Annotated in this window: 15 protein-coding genes; 12 read left to right on the forward strand and 3 right to left on the reverse strand. The window is 28.6% G+C overall.

What is annotated here, in order from left to right; genetic code table 11:
* The first annotated feature begins 8 nt into the window (after positions 1-8).
* The 12 genes from F9279_RS08330 to F9279_RS08385 all read left to right on the forward strand — a co-directional run bounded on the left by F9279_RS08330 (position 9) and on the right by F9279_RS08385 (position 13,446).
* The gene (locus F9279_RS08330) at positions 9-290 is read left to right on the forward strand and encodes a hypothetical protein (RefSeq protein ID WP_144545662.1); all 282 of its coding nucleotides are present in this window, start codon (positions 9-11) and stop codon (positions 288-290) included.
* Positions 291-551: 261 nt separating this feature from the next.
* Entirely contained in the window at positions 552-2,147 is a 1,596-nt protein-coding gene (locus F9279_RS08335; protein ID WP_193224516.1) for an NlpC/P60 family protein, read from the forward strand.
* Between the two features lie 26 nt (positions 2,148-2,173).
* A complete protein-coding gene (locus F9279_RS08340) occupies positions 2,174-2,368 on the forward strand; it encodes a DUF2187 family protein (RefSeq protein ID WP_047944806.1) in 195 nt (64 codons plus the stop codon).
* Between the two features lie 358 nt (positions 2,369-2,726).
* A complete protein-coding gene (locus tag F9279_RS08345) occupies positions 2,727-3,281 on the forward strand; it encodes a GNAT family N-acetyltransferase (RefSeq protein WP_152112339.1) in 555 nt (184 codons plus the stop codon).
* Positions 3,282-3,334: 53 nt separating this feature from the next.
* Positions 3,335-7,372, forward strand: coding sequence for a hypothetical protein (locus tag F9279_RS08350; RefSeq protein WP_152112340.1), 4,038 nt, complete (start codon positions 3,335-3,337; stop codon positions 7,370-7,372).
* A gap of 453 nt (positions 7,373-7,825) precedes the next feature.
* Positions 7,826-8,632 (forward strand): DUF3800 domain-containing protein, encoded by an 807-nt coding sequence (locus tag F9279_RS08355; protein WP_152112341.1) that lies wholly within the window; start codon positions 7,826-7,828, stop codon positions 8,630-8,632.
* A gap of 22 nt (positions 8,633-8,654) precedes the next feature.
* Positions 8,655-9,209: a hypothetical protein gene (locus F9279_RS08360; protein WP_152112342.1), complete on the forward strand. Its 555-nt coding sequence runs from the start codon at positions 8,655-8,657 to the stop codon at positions 9,207-9,209.
* Between the two features lie 92 nt (positions 9,210-9,301).
* Positions 9,302-10,099 (forward strand): hypothetical protein, encoded by a 798-nt coding sequence (locus F9279_RS08365; RefSeq protein WP_152112343.1) that lies wholly within the window; start codon positions 9,302-9,304, stop codon positions 10,097-10,099.
* The gene (locus tag F9279_RS08370) at positions 10,062-10,499 is read left to right on the forward strand and encodes a helix-turn-helix domain-containing protein (RefSeq protein WP_152112344.1); all 438 of its coding nucleotides are present in this window, start codon (positions 10,062-10,064) and stop codon (positions 10,497-10,499) included. The genes F9279_RS08365 and F9279_RS08370 overlap by 38 nt, the downstream gene beginning before the upstream one ends.
* 125 nt (positions 10,500-10,624) lie before the next feature.
* Positions 10,625-11,212, forward strand: coding sequence for a DUF6037 family protein (locus F9279_RS08375; protein WP_152112345.1), 588 nt, complete (start codon positions 10,625-10,627; stop codon positions 11,210-11,212).
* Positions 11,212-11,607, forward strand: a complete 396-nt coding sequence (locus F9279_RS08380; RefSeq protein WP_152112346.1) for a hypothetical protein — start codon at positions 11,212-11,214, stop codon at positions 11,605-11,607. Before F9279_RS08375 ends, F9279_RS08380 begins: the two co-directional genes overlap by 1 nt.
* Positions 11,608-11,763: 156 nt before the next feature.
* Complete coding sequence (locus F9279_RS08385) at positions 11,764-13,446, forward strand: hypothetical protein (protein WP_152112347.1); 1,683 nt, start codon at positions 11,764-11,766, stop codon at positions 13,444-13,446.
* Positions 13,447-13,958: 512 nt separating this feature from the next.
* Here the strand turns inward: F9279_RS08385 and F9279_RS08395 are convergent.
* The 3 genes from F9279_RS08395 to F9279_RS08405 all read right to left on the reverse strand — a co-directional run bounded on the left by F9279_RS08395 (position 13,959) and on the right by F9279_RS08405 (position 19,166).
* Positions 13,959-14,612: a hypothetical protein gene (locus F9279_RS08395; protein ID WP_152112348.1), complete on the reverse strand. Its 654-nt coding sequence runs from the start codon at positions 14,610-14,612 to the stop codon at positions 13,959-13,961.
* Between the two features lie 739 nt (positions 14,613-15,351).
* Positions 15,352-17,034 (reverse strand): ATP-dependent helicase, encoded by a 1,683-nt coding sequence (locus tag F9279_RS08400; RefSeq protein WP_152112349.1) that lies wholly within the window; start codon positions 17,032-17,034, stop codon positions 15,352-15,354.
* Positions 17,019-19,166, reverse strand: a complete 2,148-nt coding sequence (locus tag F9279_RS08405; RefSeq protein WP_152112350.1) for an ATP-dependent nuclease — start codon at positions 19,164-19,166, stop codon at positions 17,019-17,021. The genes F9279_RS08400 and F9279_RS08405 overlap by 16 nt, the downstream gene beginning before the upstream one ends.
* Between the last annotated feature and the right edge of the window lie 189 nt (positions 19,167-19,355).

Raw genomic sequence — 19,355 nt, forward strand, 5'->3', positions numbered from 1 at the left:
AGAAACAAATGTCTCTATCTTCAGAATTAGTTAAAAACGACTTTATTCAATTTCCTACAGATTATACAGATATGGTAATTAGATATGAATTAAGTAAATATGAATATATTGAAATACCCTTTATTAAAAAAAAAATTGAGAGTAAAGAATTAGCAGAATTAATTATAGAAAAAAGTAGTAGAGAAGAGAAAAAAACGCTTGTTGAGATGATAAACCGTATTCAAAAAAGAAATAGCTCGACAAAAGGGTATTTGGGGATCCTAGCAGTAGCTTTATCTACCAAAGAGTAATGTTTGAGAAAGTAATCACTTGATTTAACAAAGGTTTGATAGAGAGTGAGAAGTAAATGTGTATAGGAAAAGTACTTTTTGGTCTGAATATGGGCATTGTGCTAGCATTACCTCAATTAATCCTAATTTTAATTGATTATTTAAAGTGTTAATACATGAATATGTTGAACAAATTGAAAATTCAAATGGGATAACCCCAAGATTCATAGAGAGACATTCATTTCTATGTATTCTTGGGGTTATTTTTTGGGGAGGGTTAAAATGAGTAGTAAAATTAAAAGTATCACTTTTCTTTCTGCTATTGGGTTATCCATAGGGTTGATAAATGGACCAATCCATGTTGATGCAAATGAGAGTGAAAAAGAAATAACAACGATTGATTCGATTGATGAATATAATAAAAATTTGAAAGAACAAATTGTAAAGATGGATAAGGCTATAAATATAACCCAAAATGAATTAGTTTTAAAAAAAAGGCAACTAAATCATTTAAAAACAGCAATAGACTTAAATAAAAAGCAGGTAAAAAAAGTTAAAGATGAACTGGCCGCGAAAGAACATGAATATCAGGAAAAAAAGAAAAGTTCGGTGAATGATCTACCCTTTCTTTCGGATAATTTGGCCGGGATAAATGAAGATATTATTATAAAGAAGCACGTAAAGAACTTTAATTTCGTAGAAGATTTGAACAGAGATTTTACGTATTTAATGGAAAAACAAACATTACTTAATGAATTTAGCGATTTGAATGAACAATTGCAACAACAACAGGAAGCTTCCAGTAAATTAATAGATGCATTGAATGAAAAAGAGGATACTTATAAAGTAGAAAAAGAAAAATTAGAATTAAAAAGCAAAACTTTATCAAAGGATAAAGAGATGATTGAAGCCGCTATTACTAATGAAAATGCCAGGGTAAATGGAGAACGATTTGAAAGTGATTTTTACCAAAAAAGCATTACATCATCTAAAGAGGTACCAGAAGAATATATGCTATATTATCTTTATGGTGAACAGACATATAACATACCATGGTATTACTTAGCGGCTATACATGCTGTAGAAACCTCCTTTTCCACTCATGTTACCATGGAATCCAGTGTTGGAGCCATAGGACCTATGCAATTTATGCCTTCTTCATGGGTAGGATATAAGTACGATATTGGTGGAGGATTAGTAGCTGAAGATATAGACATCACCGATTTAGAAACCATAAAAAGAGGAAACGGGTTTGGAATTGATGCTAATAATGATGGAAAAGCAGACCCATGGAATCCAGCGGACAGCATTGCAAGCGCAGCGTATTACTTAGCCTCTCATGGATTTGAAAATAACAAAGAGAAGGCAATATGGGCCTATAACCATGCAGATTGGTATGTTGATAAAGTTATAAAGTTAGCAGAGAGCTTTAAGTTCCAAAAGGACATATCTATAATCGATCTAAATATTAATAAAAGTAGTGGGATTGATGTTACAACAGTAGGATATAAGTGGATAAATAATTCTTATTACGTATTTGGAGGAGGAAGGAGCAAAGAGGATATAAGTAGAGGGTATTTTGATTGTTCTAGCTTTGTTCATTGGGCATTTGAACAAGTTGGAGTAACCTTAGGCAATAGAAGCGGAGTGACAACAGACACTCTTAAAGAAATGGGGAATGCGGTTAATTATGAAGCTGCTAAACCAGGAGATCTCGTATTCTTTGATACTTATAAAAAAGATGGGCATGTTGGGATTTATTTAGGAGAAGGGAAATTCATCGGCGCCCAAAGCTCTACCGGAGTTGCAATTGAAGATATGGAAATAGGATATTGGAGTCAAAAGTTTAATGGAAGAGTTAAAAGGATTACCCATTAATGACATGCTGGAGGAATGGGAAATGGATGATAAAAATCAGAGCGAAAATAGACGATGTGATTATCTTTTTGAGAGCAAACCAAGAGGTGACAGGAGTAGTAACCTTAGTTAAGGAAAATTCAGTTATTGTTCAGTTATCTTCTTATGATACAAATTTTCTTCAATATGAAAGTAATTTAACAGTGGTTAATCATAAGAATTACACTGTACTAGCAAATTAATCTATATAACTGCTGAACCTAAAGTCTTTCTAAAAAGGAAACTTTAGGTTCTTTTGGTAGTTTTGATATAAAAAAGAAAAATTTAAAAGAAGAAGGTGATGATTTGATATCAGTCATAATGTTTTAAAGAAAGTTGGAGTCTCTTTTACTAAGAAACACCTTACATAGTTATTAAAAGAGAATCCTCCCTTGCAAATCTAAAATCTCTGCTATTGAAATCTCTGCTAGGATGACATTTAAAGGGATGAAACCTGCTACTAATGCTGTTCAACTTGTAGCGAAGAAACATATGAAATGCTAACATAGAAAATAGCTATGAGTATAGAATTTTTTGAATACAATGAGGTGATACGGGGTTATGTTTGATTTTATGTCGGAGATAGATAAATATAGAAATAAGAGATCTTTTTCTAAAGTAAACTCACAGGACTTGAAAAGCGTCTTAAAAAATGAACTAACTAAAATAGGAGATGATCCTGAAAAATTAGTACTAGATGTAGTGTACAAAAATGAAGAAATATTAATTGTATATCGTAATAATCTTGATTTAGAGGACAAGTATGGAAATTTTTTCATTGAACTAAAAGTAATTACTTCTCAAGGCGTTCTAAAAGACAGGGTTAGATTGGCGGCGAAATATATAATGAGAGAAGTAATAGAAATTCTTGAAATACAAGTATTTGGAGATAATCAGCATAGGGGATATGGTTCAGTTTTATTAACTGCTTTGATTGATATTGCGCTAGAGAATTCTATTAAAGAAATATCCGGATGGATTTCTTATGCTGATGAGGATCATTTTGATAAACTAGATTATTTTTATAAAAAACATGGATTTGCTGTATTCTGGCTTGATAACAAAAGACATGTTCATAAAGCAGCTGATATTATTTGGATAAATGATAGATATTAATTAACATTTTAATCATTTTTGAATATGGAAGTTGCTTAATAGAGGAGAATATAATGACCGAAATTAAATATGAGAGCTTAGCAGCTAAGAAGGATCTTGGTGAAGATGATGTAATTAAGAAATCCTACTTTTATGCATTAGATGAAGCGTTAAAGGAAAGGGATAATAAGAATATTGCTATTACAGGTGGTTATGGTGCGGGAAAAAGCACTATAATAGAATCTTACTTTGAAAAAAATGATAAAAAAGCAAAAAAAATGATGCGAGTATCAATTGCCACATTTCAATTAGAACAGAATTCGGACCCGAATTTAAATGAAAATCTACTAGAACAACAAATTTTGCAACAAATGTTTTACCAAGTAAATCCAGACCAAATTCCTAATTCAAGATTTACTAAGATTAGCGATTTAAATTTTTGGTATGTTTTTCGTATATTAGTATTTCTGATGTCCACCATAATTTTTACTTATTTATTAATAAGTAATGAATGGATGAATAGTCTTAAAGAAGTTTTAATTGATTGGGTGGGGAAAGGATTGTGGTCAAACGTAATGTTATTTTTAGGATATATAATTTTAACATTACTTTATGCTCCTGCTATTTATTTGATGTTAATGATTTTTAGAAAACTAGGTGTTAGTAAGTTTGGAATTGCAAATGCAAACATTGAGTTTAAATTGCAGGATGGAAACACTGTATTTAATAATTATATGGACGAAATAATATATCTCTTTCACAAATCAAAGTACAAATATATTGTATTTGAAGACTTAGATAGATTTAAAAATTTAAAGATATATGAAAGCCTTAGGAGTTTAAATACTACACTTAATAATTCAGCCCTATTAAAAGATTCAGATATAAAATTCATCTATGCATTAAAAGATGATATTTTCACTAACGAAGATGAATCAGAGCTAATTAATAATCGTACAAAGTTTTTTGATTTTATAATACCAACAATTAAAGTTATGCATAGCTCTAATGCTGAATCATTTCTATTGGGCAAACTAAAAGATGTAATTGAAGAAGAGAATTCAATCGGAGTAGTCAGTAACCAGCAAAAAATAAGCAAAAAGTTAATAGAAGATCTATCCTTATTTATTAATGATATGCGTACCCTCATTAACATTTGTAATGAATTCCAAGTATACCGTACTAGGTTAGAAGACTCTAGTGTTATTTATGATCAACTTTTTGCTTTCATTGTTTATAAGAATATCTATCCTAAGGATTATTCACATTTATTAGAGAATAAGGGATTAGTTTATAGAATTTTTAATAATAAAACAGAAATTATTTCAAACTTAAAAAATAAGATATCAGAACTAGAAAATAAAACAAAAAATGGAATCGGTAATATAATAACGTCTAAAGAAGATGTTGCTATGTTGTTTGCTAGAAAACAAAGATTAATGGATACGGTTTTAAAACAGGAACATAATATAATATTGAACATGACTAGTTATTCTAAAGATTATACGGCTGTTGGGATAAGTGTGCTTGATTATATTATGAATAATGGAATAGTTGGTCAATTTGGGGTCTACTCCAGGGATAATCATTATAATATGATAAATTCATATTCAAATTTAGAAGAATTTGTTACTATTGATAATACTAACTTTTTAAATCTATACAAAGATTTTGATCGAAATATTGTTCGACAAGAACTAGAAGTAGATGTGCAAATTAAAAACCTGGAGAAAAAAATAAAAAATATACAATCCAAGTCTATCTCAAGGTTAATGTTAGAAGATAAAATAGATCTTCATGTTGATTTATCTAATAAAGGATTACTGCAGCTACTTATACGAAATAATTGGTTAAATGAGTCTTATGAAGATTATTTGTCAGTTTTTCAGGAAGGTTCACTAAAAAAATTAGATATAGAGTTTATTCAAGCAGTTAAAAGAGGATTGGATGACAAAAAACATCTAGATGCTCCTTTAAAGAGTATTGAGAAAATCTCAAAGAAAATTAGAGTCGATGATATATCTAGTGTAGCTGTACTTAATATATATTTTATTAAATATTTACTAGAGTTTAATACAGAAGAAAATAATGAAAAACTATCGAAGATAATAAATATTTTATATATGGATATTGAGCAAGAGGATAGTGAACAAGAAAAAAAGATTGAAGAATATATAGAGTTTCTTGAAAGTTTACGGGATGAGAACGACCAATCAGAAAACCTAATTAGAAAGTTTCTGAAAAAAGCTATTACTAACGACATTGATATATGGGATATAGTAGTAATGAATGAGGATATTCCTATTGTACTAATTGATAAATATGTAAATTTAATCTTAATGAATGCCGATTCTATTGATTTAGAAAAATTGAAGAGTATTGATAATTTACGTCACTATATCTCAAAAGAAACTGATGTAACTAATATTTCTCTATCCGAAAACTTTCTTAAAATCGTTGGAAAACTAGATATTAAATTTAGTTCTTTAATTGGTTTTTCAGATGAAGTACTCGCTTGTTTAATAGAGATAGATGCTTACGAAATAACTCTTGAAAATTTAAGTGAAATATTTAAAGAACAGAAAATTTCTATAGAATTAATTAAAGGAAATAAAAGTGTTGAAAAATATACCTTTAATAATTTTGATATCTTAATAGATAAAGTTTTAGTATTTCAAAGTGAATATAATGAAAATGAAGAGGTATTAATCAACTTTATTAATACTATTGAAGAAGAAGATTATTCTATTCTGGAACCCTTGATAGTAAAATGGAATGGTACTGTAAGTGACTTATCTGCCATAAATCCAATTAGTTTGTTAGAAATGTTATATAAGAATAAAAAGTTTTCTCTCACTTGGTCAAATATAAAATATTGTACAGAGGCATTTAAAAATAGCAATATTAGCTTTAAAATTGGCCATTTATTATCAACTGATGAAAATTGGTTAGATTTAATAGAAAATAGTTTGAATTCTATACAAGAGGTAAATGCTAATAACGGCTTTTATAATGGATTTGTTAACTCGATTTTGGAATTAGGTATCCAAGATTATTCCTTGTTAGAAATGTTTATTAAAAAGTTAAACTACCCTGTAAAATTTGATACCTCTTTTCATATAAATCAGGAAACATTGAATGTGCTTATTGATAATGAATTACTTATATGGGATAAATCCGTATATATTCATTTAGAATCTTTAAATCATAAAAATAAGTATGTCTTAGACAAATTTAAGGATGCAAAAGAAGATATATCTTCTCTGATTTCAGAGAATGAAATGGAATGGTCGTTAAATATTTTAGAAATAATTCTCGAGGAAGGTAATACAGAAACTGTAACTATTAAGAACTACCTTAGTAATAAAGTTTCAGAGATACAGCTACGAGAATTTAAATTTATATTAGAAGAGGGATTTATCAGTTATGATAATGATATCCTTCAGTCATTGTTAAATGAACCTAACAAAAGTGAGTTAGTAATTGAATACCTACTATTTCTGTTATTAAATGGTCGTGAAGAGAGGGTAATAAAAGTATTTGAAGAAGATGAAATTACTTGGGATTATAGACTCTTTGAAGAGGTCAGAAAAATAAGTGCCGACGCTGCAAGTATATACTTAATAGATAATAAAGAAAAAATAGATAGTATTCAAATGGATCAGAAATTATTTGAAGGACTAATTAAACACTCAGCGGACGTCAGCTTAAGTCTGTCTGTAATTAACAATAATTATCTAAATATCAATATTAACTCAGTTGTTTCCAAAAAAATATACGAGCATTTTCAAAATAATAGTGAACTTGTTATTGATACCCTAGAAAATGTGTCTATCATAGGAATAATCAGAAATTTACCTATAGAAAATGCTTCAACTATGTTATTAGAGTTATTGAAAGTAAAACTTTTTGATCGGGAAGAAACATTTATAGTCCTCTCACAAATACAAACACCTTTTAATGAAATAAAGAGAAACGGTAAAAAGGTAGAGATTGATACTGTAGATAATAATATAAGCGAACTATTAGAGTACTTAAAAGTAAATCTACAAGTAATACTTGATTATACAGAAGAAGAAAAAGGTTATATTGTTAGAAATAAAAGGAAGTAGTTTTATTTTATGTTATAAATCGTAGAGACATTGATTTTTTCGAAAATGTAAGACGCTCAAAACTATAGATGATCTTTATTAATAAAAATCCTTTGCTATAATAAAATGTAGAGAAGGATTTTTTTATATAATTTGGATTATACTAAAGAAGGGACAGCATTTATAGCAGGTGTTTAACTATTCGTATAATACAAATTTTACGAATAAATATATAGAAATCAGAATGTATGTTTGGTATAATAAAAAGGATTAGAATAATCAATATTCTAATCCTTTTTATTATAGGTATGGGAACTACGCACCGCTGATTCAATGGCGCAGTGAGTACTTCCACCAAGTAATAAATAACGTGTCGCTATTTAAAGGCGCAACAAGTTATGTATTACTATACCCAAAATTAATGATTTATATATTATTATGCATGATTATAATTAAATTGTAAAGAGGGATTTTATGGAAAGAGACTTTGGGAGTATAAATTTAAAAATATTTTTTGATGAAAGCGGTAAAAATCAAACAAAACCTCATTTAATGGGCGGTTTAGCAATTCCAGAGTCTTATTATAACTCGCCTAAAGTACTTGCTTTAAATGAATTAATAAGAAAAAAAGAAATTCATTGGACTGCCTATGGAGGTGATAGTACAGAGAGAAATATAATTTGGAAAATAATATTGACATTGCTAGAACACCAATACCTATTGAAAATGAATGTTATTTCTTATAACCAGTCAAAGATTGAGGAAATTTCCAAAAAAATCAAAAATGTTTATGAAAATATTGCTGATCAAACAATTTATATGAAATTTCCTGAAAGGATAATATATGGACTTTTAAGAAAATATGGTTCTCATGTTCACTTAAATACTCAAATTTATATAGAACATGATACCACTTATCAAAATAAAAATTACGATTTAAGAAATCAACTTTTTGAACAGTTGAATATACAATCTGTTTATAGAGGTGAACATTTTACTATCCAAGAATCTAACTATTATTCAAAACAAGAAGAAGTTGGTATTGAATCAATAGATATTCTTTTAGGTATGGTACGTACTATAATTCGCAACGACTCCCCTACTTCCAAGAGAATTAGAGAAAAAAATAATCTAGTTATGAAGTTGCTTCTAAATGAAAAATTTTATCGTTTTATTACGCAAATTAAATACTTTGAATGGTCAAATTCTCCAGAATTAATTGAAGTAGACTTTGAAAATTATGTTCATATTTTTATGAGTTCAAATCAGACATTCGAATGAGAAATCTAGGATGGTGGTAAATTTGAAATATGATAAATTATATCTTATTAAAGTAGCAAAAGAGAATGCAGCATATTTTTCATCAGTTTCAACCTGGAATCAGCATGCTCAAGAGAATAATCTTCCAAGAGCAATGACATTTTCATATTATTTTGGGAGTTGGAATAAGGCTAAAGAGGAATTGTTTCCGAACATTGAAGTTTATAATCCATTCTTATCTGATTATACCAAAGAAGATCTTATAAAATTCGCTGAAACATATAAAAAGGAATTTACTACAGCTAGAAACTGGAATGATTTTAGTAAAGTACAGGGTCTTCCATCTTCCAAAGTTTACATTTATATATTTTCTTCATGGAACAACGCTAAGAAAGTGATTTTTAACAATTCATCTGTTAGAAAACGATATTATGAAGAAGATGAACTAGTAAATATTGCTTTAAAACACAACAAAGTTTTCACAACTATTAGTCAATGGACAACTTATTCTAAAATTAATAATCTCCCCTCTTCCAAAGTCTATGAACAACGTTTTGGCAGCTGGAATAAGGCTAAAGATAAAATATTTAATTCTTAAAGTAATAGAAGATGTTCCTCTGCCATCTGTTATAAATGTAACTTCATTTTTTATTATTATTACTTCAATGATTTAAAAAGGAGATGAAAAAAATGACTAAAATAGTTAGTTTGTTTAGTAGAAAACCAAATATGCAATATTTTTACAAAATTTTATCAAGGTTTGAGAGAGAAGTAGATTTCATAGTAGCTGATTATGCTCAATGGAGTGAAAAAATAGAAAAAGCAGATTTTGTAAGTAATGTAAATCTATATAAAAGACAAAACAGTGAAGAAACATATGAGGAATTATTTGCTAGGATTTCGAGTTCATTAACGGTGATAGAATCCCTCTGGAATTATTATGTTTTTGAAGATGATTTTATTAAGCGTACAAATGAATTAAATAGGAAAATAACACAACTTAAGAAAAGTGTGAGTATGGTTAAACAGAAATCAGATGAAATTACACAGGAATCCTTTTCACATATATTAAAAAAGATATGTGAAGAAAAAAACAATACAATAACTAGAGAAAATATCAAGAACATTTTATCAGTTTCTTATTCTGATTTTATTAATGAAATATTGATTCTCCCAATACATATAAAAAAGAAAGCCTATTTGTCACTAATTGAAACATATATTTTGGATTGTCAACATGGTAACTTTCGTTCTAGTAAATTTTCAATGAAAGTAGCTGAAGGTATTCATAACTTACCTTTTTTCTTATCCCGAGACCTAGAAAATTTTGAAGATGATTATTTTTGGCATCCTATTTTCAATTCTAAAACAAAAAATTATTTAGTTCAGCATTTTTTTAAAGGGTTAGTAAGTGCAATTGTATATCATCCGTCAGGGAGTGATTATTTAAATGAAAGCAATACCTCAAAGAGACATGAAGCCCATTAAAGAAAAGGTAGCAATACGGTTAAAAGCAATTCAAAAAGAGTATAGTCTATCTTTATCAGAAATGGCTATGTTATTAGAAATTCCAAAAGCTACTCTCAATTCGTATCTTAGAGGCTTAGCATTACCACCACTTTCGGTAGTAGAAAAATTTAAATTTAGCGATTTAGATGTTGAATGGCTTTATTACGGAGATATAGTTGAATATATAGGAGACTATTTGCTATTCAGAGGGCATGGGAAATTTCTAGATAGTCACCCGAATACTCCGCAGATGGTGTATCTGATGTATGACATAACTACTAGTGGTTCCAATCCTTCTGAAAAGGTAAGTTTAACAGATAAAGATATAGAGAGATTTTTTGAGAAGTACTATCGTGAGTGTATTAAACAAGTTTATTAAAATAAAATAGTTTTAGAATTTGAACAACGTTTTGGAAGCTGGAATAAGGCTAAAGATAAAATATTTAATTCTTAATATAGTTGTTGAGAAAAATAACTAATTCGGTTTGAAAGGAGAGTAGAATTATGAAACTTACTGGTTTAAAAGATTTATATAAAAGTATGAAACAACAAAATATTGATAGATACCAATTCGACTTTACATACTATAATGTAAAATTTGATGTACTTTACTTTATAGATGAAGTGCCTAATAAATTGGGATTCGGGATAAAGACACATAATTATTATTTTGAAACAGAAGTTAAAGCTGGATTTTATATAAGAGAATTTATAGAAGAGATAAGTACATTTTACAAAATTATGAAATTTAAAAGCAACAAGGAATCCCCATTTAAACCCAGTTATTTTTTTGAAGTATTTAATAAGCAAATACCTAATCAAGCTTTAAGAACGAATGTACCTCGTCCTAGTACTATTGCTACTTATAGAAAAGACGTGGATGAAGCAGACAAGATTTATTTTAAAGGCTGGATAAATCACAAAATAAAAAAAGTATCACCAGAAAATCTGGATAAAACTAAAAAGCTCCTCTCTTATAAGGCTTATGTTATGTGTAAAAATAAAAATATTAGTAGTAGTTGGAGTCCTAATCCTACGGATGAAAAACAATACGATTTATCAAAAAAAATGGAGTTCATGGAGGAAGATTAATGTTTAAGAGTGTAATAACTTCTCTACCAATTACTAAATTTAAAATTGATCATACCCGAATAGAGGAGAAAACAGAAGAAAATCTATTACAAAAAATTGCAAAAGATTATGAAAAGAAAACTGGAGTATCGATAACAAATGAGTATACCCTCCATCTAGTGCATATAAATGACATTCTACAGTGGGAGGCTACTAAAGAGCTAATTGGTGCTTTTTTTACTCAAACGTTAACTAATGGTTGTGGAGATCCACTAAGGTATTTGACCATGTTATTGGTGACTGGTAGAGCCCAAAAAAATATTGTTATAATTGAATGCGATGAAATAGAAAAGATTAGAAAAATTGAAGATCAGAGTTTAACACAAGCAATTGATGCAGAGACAATTTACTTATAAAAAATATAAAATGTGAAGATATTATGTAATGTATCTCACATAATATATTATAGAGTTTGATAAGTAATAAGATGGAGTGTTTAAAGGGGTATCAATACGCTAGTTTGCCCTACTTTTGTACTTTAATTAAGAATGATTTAAGGTGGTTCCTAAATTATGTTTTATAAAAATTTAAATTTATTTGGAATTCTTACATTTGAATCCAATAATTATAATAAAATACTTAAAGCAATAAAAGATTCCAAAGCTTATATTTCATTCGTAGAATCTAGTAAGGATAAAGGTACTCTGAATAAAAGGTATGAAAATTATGTTATGTTAAAACAGGCAGCTTATACTTTTAATGCACCTAAACGTAATAAGGATTCGAATACAACGAGTATCTATTCGTTGTTAACACCCCAGAGTATTTCAACTGAAATGATAGATAAATTTCTCAATGAACATGGAATGAACGATGACTTTGAGTATGAATATGGAATTGAACATTCTCAAGAGTCTGTGTATACAGCTACTCATAAAGTGATTCCGATTGAATATAGTACGTTTCATTTAGCTGTGGATCTTGATAATCATTATGAACAACTTAATCGACGGTATTTAAACGACACTTTTTTATTTAATAACTATCAAAGATTTTTTTTAATTCCCTTTTTAGGAAAATATGAAAACAAGTATGTTAAGCCGGTTGTAATTGTGAATGTATATGATGTCGGTATAATCACCATTCAACTTTCAATTGCTATTTCTAAAGGGAAAATTGAAATTACAAACAAAGAACCTAATTCCATTCAGTTAACAGATGTAGAGTTTTATCAGGAAAAAAATAATTTCTCGAAAAAGGATTATTGGAAAAGAAAGAAAGTTGATAGTGTTACAATTTATCAAATCATGGATTACTATTTCGATTTGCTGCAGTTAATTTGTAAGAAACAAGAACTAGTCCCTCAATCGCAAAAACAAATCGCATGGGTTTTAGGAGATTTTGAACCAAATAAAAGATCGTTGCATAAAGAATTTGTCGACAAAAATAAAGGTTTATATGTTTCCTATTTGACAAACGCACAAAAGGATATCATAGAGCGTATGCCAGATGAGTATTTAGATGAATACTTAAATAAAACAATAATTAATAAATATAACACTATGCATTTTTATTGTTCTGATGCTATTTCATTACTTAGTTTTTCTCACTCTGCTTTTCATAAGGAAGCAGTTGCAGCTTTAAAGGAAAATGAAAAAGAATTAAAAAAGGAAAAAGTATACGATCAAGCATTAAGTGAAAGCTATATTCAATATTCTATGTTTTATATGTCTGAGTTTCTAAGATTCTACGAATTAACATTTATTAAGAGGTTCTATGCTTTAAAATTATTAAATAGCTTATCTAGTAGTTCGTTTAATTCATTAAAAGAGTATAACTCTAATCGGAAAGAATTTAATGCTCTAAAAAGAAATTATGATGAACAACTTCTTTTTAAAACCTATGGAAGCCCAATGGAGTTGTACATTAATATACTAGAAAAGTCTGGGACGGATAAAATAGTAGATAAAGTTGAGAAACTTTTTACTAGTGCACGAGAAGATATTAGTAGTGCACGAGAATTTGCAATAAAACAATCGGAAACCTATATACTTATTATATCTTCAATTCTAACTGTCTTATTAGGTTACAGAGGAATTCAGTACTTAGTAGAGGGGTTATTGTTTAATTTGCCATTTAAGGTTGGGGAGATAATTGCTTTGCATCCCTTTAGATGGACAGTTTCTCTTTGGTTAATACTCTGTTTTAGTATGTTAATCTTAAATCTTATTAGATTTAAAGCGATTAAAAAATAATATTTCGTAATTATTGTATTATACGAATGTTTGTTCTATTCGGTTATATAAAATATATTTGTTATTTATGGAATATATTATTTAATAAATATTCCTAATTTCACCTTATAATATTAATTTGTCCTTTTATTTAAATAAAGAGCCCGTTAATGCAATAAGGAAATTTATTTTCTTCCTACCAATGTACTTGAAGTTAATTACCATTTGGATCATAAAAGTGGAAATATGAATGACCGTTATCTTCTTGTATAACCTCAACTTTACCTTATTACAACTTTTTGTTAGATAAAATGGCAGCATGGCTTTATTCATGCTGCCATTTATCGTATTAGTTACTTTATTATTCGATTTACAATTACTTCATAAGAGAATCGAGAACATCAAATTTCTGACCTGGGCGACTTAGATTTTTACAATAACACCCTGGTTTGGCAAATATGGACAGTAGATATTGCTATTCGGTTTTTTTGTTTAAATATAATTTTTAGTGTAAGTGTTGACCATAAATTATGTTAGAGTTTTATCAATAAATCATCTAGGTTACCATTATAGGATTGGTTTTCTATAGAATTAACTAGAAGAGTGGCATTTGTATGAACTGCATATAAGTATCTAAATATATCTCCTGCCATACATTCCATTGAAAGGGTATCATTTAGTAAATAAGCATCAATATATGGATTCCTTTTAAGCTCTTGTGCTTTGACTCTATGATTTCCATCGATAACAATTACAGTATTATGAGGATCATATGCAACGATAAATATTGGATTAACTTTTGTGAAATTGATGCAAGATTGTACTTTTAAAGGGTTTAATTGTGTTAGTCCATCAAGTAAATATTTTACTGGTACAGCCTCTGGTTTTAGCTTATTCCTTTTTATTATTTTGGTAGCTAATTCAATATCCCAATACAAACTAAAAAAATCTTCATCATCGAAATAAAATTCACGATGATAAAACTGTTTCATACCAAATCTTGAAAAATTGGGAACTGGCGCATTTTTCAATTTTTTATATAAATCCTCCATTAAATTCAAATGCCTAATCTCAATAGAGTCACTATATTCTATAAAAAAGTCACTGAAAAAATTATCAAGCCTATGAAAATTAATCTGTTTAAATTTATTTAATAATTCTAAATCTGTTAGTAGTTCCTGATTCATAATTAACCCTCAAATCTATTACCAATATTTTATGTATTTCTTTCTCTTTCAATATAAATTTATACTTATTTAAATTTAATAAATCTTCTTATATTTATATCATATTTTTGTTCTAGAAGTTTAGTAACAATTGGAAAAAACAAGAGCAAGGTTAATTATTAGCTTTAATCAATCTGTGGCCATTTTTAATTTTGGGGAAGGGGAATATCCTATATCTCTTCTGAAAACCTGATTACCTCAAAAAAAGGAGTCGCAGATAATCAGCTTCTTTTATGTATTAGAATTATTTGTATATAGAAGTTAATCGAAGGATAATATTATCTTAACTTCCTAATGACGCCGTTATTAGTGAAACTTGTTGAAGAATACCTGTAGCAAGAAGATTTCCTGTCATAAAGACTAAAATTAAAATAATATAGAGAATATAAGGACTCATTCATATTAGATAAATATAAGTACGAGCCTTATATTCAACAATCGCCCCCCCTTTTATCTATTATTAGCAAGGGTTTCACTTATTACAGGGTTGCTTGCTGCCCCTTTTCTTCCATAAGCTAGTTTGGCCCTATTGCAGTTGAGGGAATTGAAGGGCTATCCTTTTTATAAAGTGAAGATCTCTGCTCTTCTATTTTACAATATACAACATCTTTTATTTTTTATTACCTCTTTTAACAAGCCTCTCATTATCTATCTTTAAGCATAATTACTTCCATATAACATTATAATTAACTACCTTTTATCATGTTATTAATGTACTTTTTTCTCTTAGTTGAATTACTTCAAAACCTAAAGTTACAAGCTTCATCCTATTTTCATCACTGATAGCTTCCATTTTAATTATTAACCTGTTTTGAGCTCTACTCAACGCAACATAGTAAACCCTATGTGATTCTTTATTCATATCCGGTTTAATAAGAAAATCAATTTCTTTGCCATCACCCTTTGAAGGTAGACTTACACAAACTGTCTCATATTCTTCACCTTTAGATTGATGAATAGTTTTAAAATTGATCAATCCATTTTCTATAATCTTTATTTGCGAGACTAGCTGTATATAAGTTAATTTATCATATAAAGCCTTTACTTTACCTCTAGTAATTTTCCCTGTTACGTCATAATGACCAACTATATAATTATTGTGAAGATCGGTAATACTTTCATTTTGGATAACTTCATAATCATTTATAAGTCTCCTTAAGTTTTCTAAAGCTTCCTTTTCAGTAAACCCAATTGTCTTCCGATAGGCCTGTTTCATATATTTTAATGCATTCTTTATATCAAGATTTTTAGCTAGTTCTAAAGCTTGAACTAAATAATATATTCTCCAACTTCTATCTCCATCTGAATCATCTACCAAAATATTCACATTGGGTTGATTGGTATTTTTATACGATAAAAACATAACCTGCCCTAAATTATCTTTTAAATAAGAGTCTGCTTCTGAACTATCTCCAACTAGAATCATCGGTGCTGGACCATCTAAGTTAGTAGGGGAATATTGCTTAAAATCCACTGATTCTCTCATATGGTTTAATACATTAATAATTTGATTTGTAGATCGTCGATTTCCAGACAAAATATAAACTTTCATTTCATTTAAAGAAAATTCTCTGAATAAATCCACATTAGCTCCTTGAAAGGAATATATAGATTGACATATATCACCAATAATCCCAATACAAGTTTCCTTTTCACCAATCATTTTTAAAATTTCTGTTTGGATTGGACTAGTATCTTGAAATTCATCAATCAAAATATAAGGAAATCTAGCTCTTATAATTTCTATGACTTCTGGTTTTTCTTTAAGAATACGATAGGTGAAATAAAGGACATCGTCGTGGCTTATTTTACCCTCCGTCCAATATAATTGTTTATAAAGCATATACGATTGTTTCTTAATTGAATAGCTTCCAATTCGTCCATCATTAAATTTTATAAACTTAAGTACTGGTTCCCCAGCTTCTAAAATCCATTTTAGTTTCCCTAATGCTTCTACTAAAGATTTATCATCAGCAAAATGTAACTGCTGACTCCTTGTTTTAAAATCTCTTAACTGACTTTTTCTTAGCTTAATTTCCTCGTGCCCATCCATTTTTTCTAAAGGAATTAAAGGATCATTTAAAACCCAAATATATGGCTTTACAATAAATTTATAACAAAAACTATGAATTGTGGAAACTTCTGTAGAATTTGTACAACCTTGCAATCTTTGAATTAGAGTATTCACCGCTGTATTGGTATAAGTGATACAAGCAATTTGTCTGGATTTCTTTAGTTTATGTGACTTTTTGAGAATATTTCTAATATGATTTGTCAAAAAAGTAGTTTTCCCTGCACCTGGACCTGCATAGAGTTTAAAATTCTGGTCAATAGGAATTTCACTTAAGCTATTTTCCAATTCAATTGCTACTGAGATATCCATTTTATCGCCTCTCTTATATAATCTGGGGGACTAATTAAGTTTTCCTCATCATTACTAATTAAGTAAGCCATTTCTTGTGCTGCTTCCCCTTTTTTAACAGATAAAAGAAATCTACTTGCAAGTAATGCAATTCTATTTTCCTTAGAATCTTTCAAAACTCCATTTTCTACCGATTCTAATAGTTCCGTTTTAAATTTTGATTTTCTAATCCTACTTATCATTTCTTCTAAAGCTTCTTCTCGGTCAACCATTTTAAATAATTCTTTCAACTCATTACTATTAGAGATTGAACTTGTTACTAAGATATCATTGGTATAATTTGTTCTGATCATTTCATATTCAAAAGTAGAGCTCAAACCAATTGGTTGTGTATATACTCTTATGTTAGATGAATAGCTTTCTCTGTTACTGATAAGGTGATTCGATGTTTCTTTGTAATCATATAATTCATTATTTATACTAAAAAAAATAGGATGACATTTTTCCCAATTGCTTGAATCATCTTCTGTAGTGTCATAATTAGCATTTGCTTCTGCTGATGTTCCTTCAATTATTTTCTTTCTCACCGGGTCTAAATCCGTAATACAAGCAATTTTTTTATTAATTGCATAAGGAGATTTAATAGTATTAAATAATTTTAAGAAATGATCAAAATATCTGCCACCAATATTTAAAACTGTTGTATGGCTATCTTCCAAAGATAACCCTAGTTTACTAGCAAACTCTGGTATAACTAGTTGTTCTGCAATTCCCTCAACTAGTATAATATTTTTTGCGAAAAATAGATCCGCCTTAGTTACATCCAAAAATCTTTTTACATAATCTCTAGACTTCTGATCTTCTTCAGAATAGGTATTACCTTCTTTAGTTTCAAAAACTTTATATGGGTAAGCCGGCCTTATAACTTCTATAGGTTTTTCGTTTCCAATGTTAACTTTTAATTTTTGCATAATTATTATATCTTCTAAGTCAACAGCGGCTGTTATATTAGGAGAATGAGAAGTAATAAATATCTGTCTTACTTCAGATTCTTTATTTCTTTTTAGAAATTGTAAAAACTTGTATTGCATACTAGGGTGTAAATGAGCCTCTGGCTCTTCAATTGCTAAAATTGAAAATACTTTAGAATTAGATCCTAGATACTCTCCAGAAGAGTCCTTTTGCATTTTGGAAAGCAATAAAGAGATAAAGATTAAATTGTTATATCCTAAACCATTGCTTGTTGCGGGTAACTTAACACCCGTTTCCTTTTCTACAATTAATCTTAAAGCCGAATATAATTCATTATCGAGAATTTCACCTTCAAAAACGGGTTTCGAATTGTCTATACCTGCACCCGTATTTTTTACATACTTCAGAATTTGTTCTTCACCTTGAGTCATTCTATCTTTTAATGACTTTATTAATTTCTTTGATTCTTGAGCAAAACTATCTTTTTTTTGTTGAATTTTATCAAGCTTTTCTTGGATTTCTAAATTTACATCATTTTTAATTTCATAGTCCATATAAAAATCTATTACTTCTTTTAATAACATATTGTTACCTTTAAATAAATCCCTTTCAACATCCCTTATTGCACTAAGAAATTGAAAGTCGAATCTAGATAGTTCTGAGAAATTAACCTGATTTTTTAAATCTGCATTTCCCACATATGTTTTGCTAACATATTTCTTTAAAAAATGTTGCTCGATTACTTTCCAGTAAACATTTATATCAGTACTAGATATTTCATTCATTAATTTTCTGTATGTATCTACATCATTATCAGGTAAGAAAAAATTGAATGTTATAGTAGCTTCATATGGAGTACCTATACTTGTCAGCCAGTTAGAAACTGCAACCAATTCATCCGAGTACGATTCTTCATTATCTGATTCCATTAATTTCGCGGATATAGAGATATTGGGAGGATTAGATTTTAATTTATCTAATGCTAAATTGTGATTAAAATCATTAATATTTAGTTTTCTAGAGGATTTACTGTCAAACAAGATTTCTAAAGCTTTAATTATTGTAGTCTTCCCTGCGTTATTTTGACCAATTATCACGTTAATCCCTTCTTTAAATTCAATAACAGTTGGTTCACTAGTAAATCCTCTAAAATTAGTAACTTTTAATTCTGATATAAACATTAAAGTACTCCTTAATAGTTAAATTTTGTAATTCTATTTAATTATTTATATATTAACATATATTAATTTACAATATTCGAACATTTCCTTTATTCTTATTCCTCTATACGGCAACTAATCTACCATTTTGACATATGAATAAATACTTATCTCTGTTAAATACACAGTTTCAGGCAGTAATAAGCGTTA

It is taken from the genome of Bacillus sp. B1-b2 (assembly GCF_009183415.1).
Taxonomy (GTDB): Bacteria; Bacillota; Bacilli; order Bacillales; family Cytobacillaceae; genus Niallia.

Coding starts and splice junctions, on each gene's coding strand:
- F9279_RS08350 (WP_152112340.1), top strand. CDS start 3,335: ATGACCGAAATTAAATATGAGAGCTTAGCAGCTAAGAAGGATCTTGGT.
- F9279_RS08400 (WP_152112349.1), bottom strand. CDS start 17,034: ATGGATATCTCAGTAGCAATTGAATTGGAAAATAGCTTAAGTGAAATT.
- F9279_RS08405 (WP_152112350.1), bottom strand. CDS start 19,166: ATGTTTATATCAGAATTAAAAGTTACTAATTTTAGAGGATTTACTAGT.
- F9279_RS08340 (WP_047944806.1), top strand. CDS start 2,174: ATGATAAAAATCAGAGCGAAAATAGACGATGTGATTATCTTTTTGAGA.
- F9279_RS08330 (WP_144545662.1), top strand. CDS start 9: ATGTCTCTATCTTCAGAATTAGTTAAAAACGACTTTATTCAATTTCCT.
- F9279_RS08380 (WP_152112346.1), top strand. CDS start 11,212: ATGTTTAAGAGTGTAATAACTTCTCTACCAATTACTAAATTTAAAATT.
- F9279_RS08395 (WP_152112348.1), bottom strand. CDS start 14,612: ATGAATCAGGAACTACTAACAGATTTAGAATTATTAAATAAATTTAAA.
- F9279_RS08345 (WP_152112339.1), top strand. CDS start 2,727: ATGTTTGATTTTATGTCGGAGATAGATAAATATAGAAATAAGAGATCT.
- F9279_RS08370 (WP_152112344.1), top strand. CDS start 10,062: ATGAAAGCAATACCTCAAAGAGACATGAAGCCCATTAAAGAAAAGGTA.
- F9279_RS08335 (WP_193224516.1), top strand. CDS start 552: ATGAGTAGTAAAATTAAAAGTATCACTTTTCTTTCTGCTATTGGGTTA.
- F9279_RS08365 (WP_152112343.1), top strand. CDS start 9,302: ATGACTAAAATAGTTAGTTTGTTTAGTAGAAAACCAAATATGCAATAT.
- F9279_RS08375 (WP_152112345.1), top strand. CDS start 10,625: ATGAAACTTACTGGTTTAAAAGATTTATATAAAAGTATGAAACAACAA.
- F9279_RS08355 (WP_152112341.1), top strand. CDS start 7,826: ATGGAAAGAGACTTTGGGAGTATAAATTTAAAAATATTTTTTGATGAA.
- F9279_RS08385 (WP_152112347.1), top strand. CDS start 11,764: ATGTTTTATAAAAATTTAAATTTATTTGGAATTCTTACATTTGAATCC.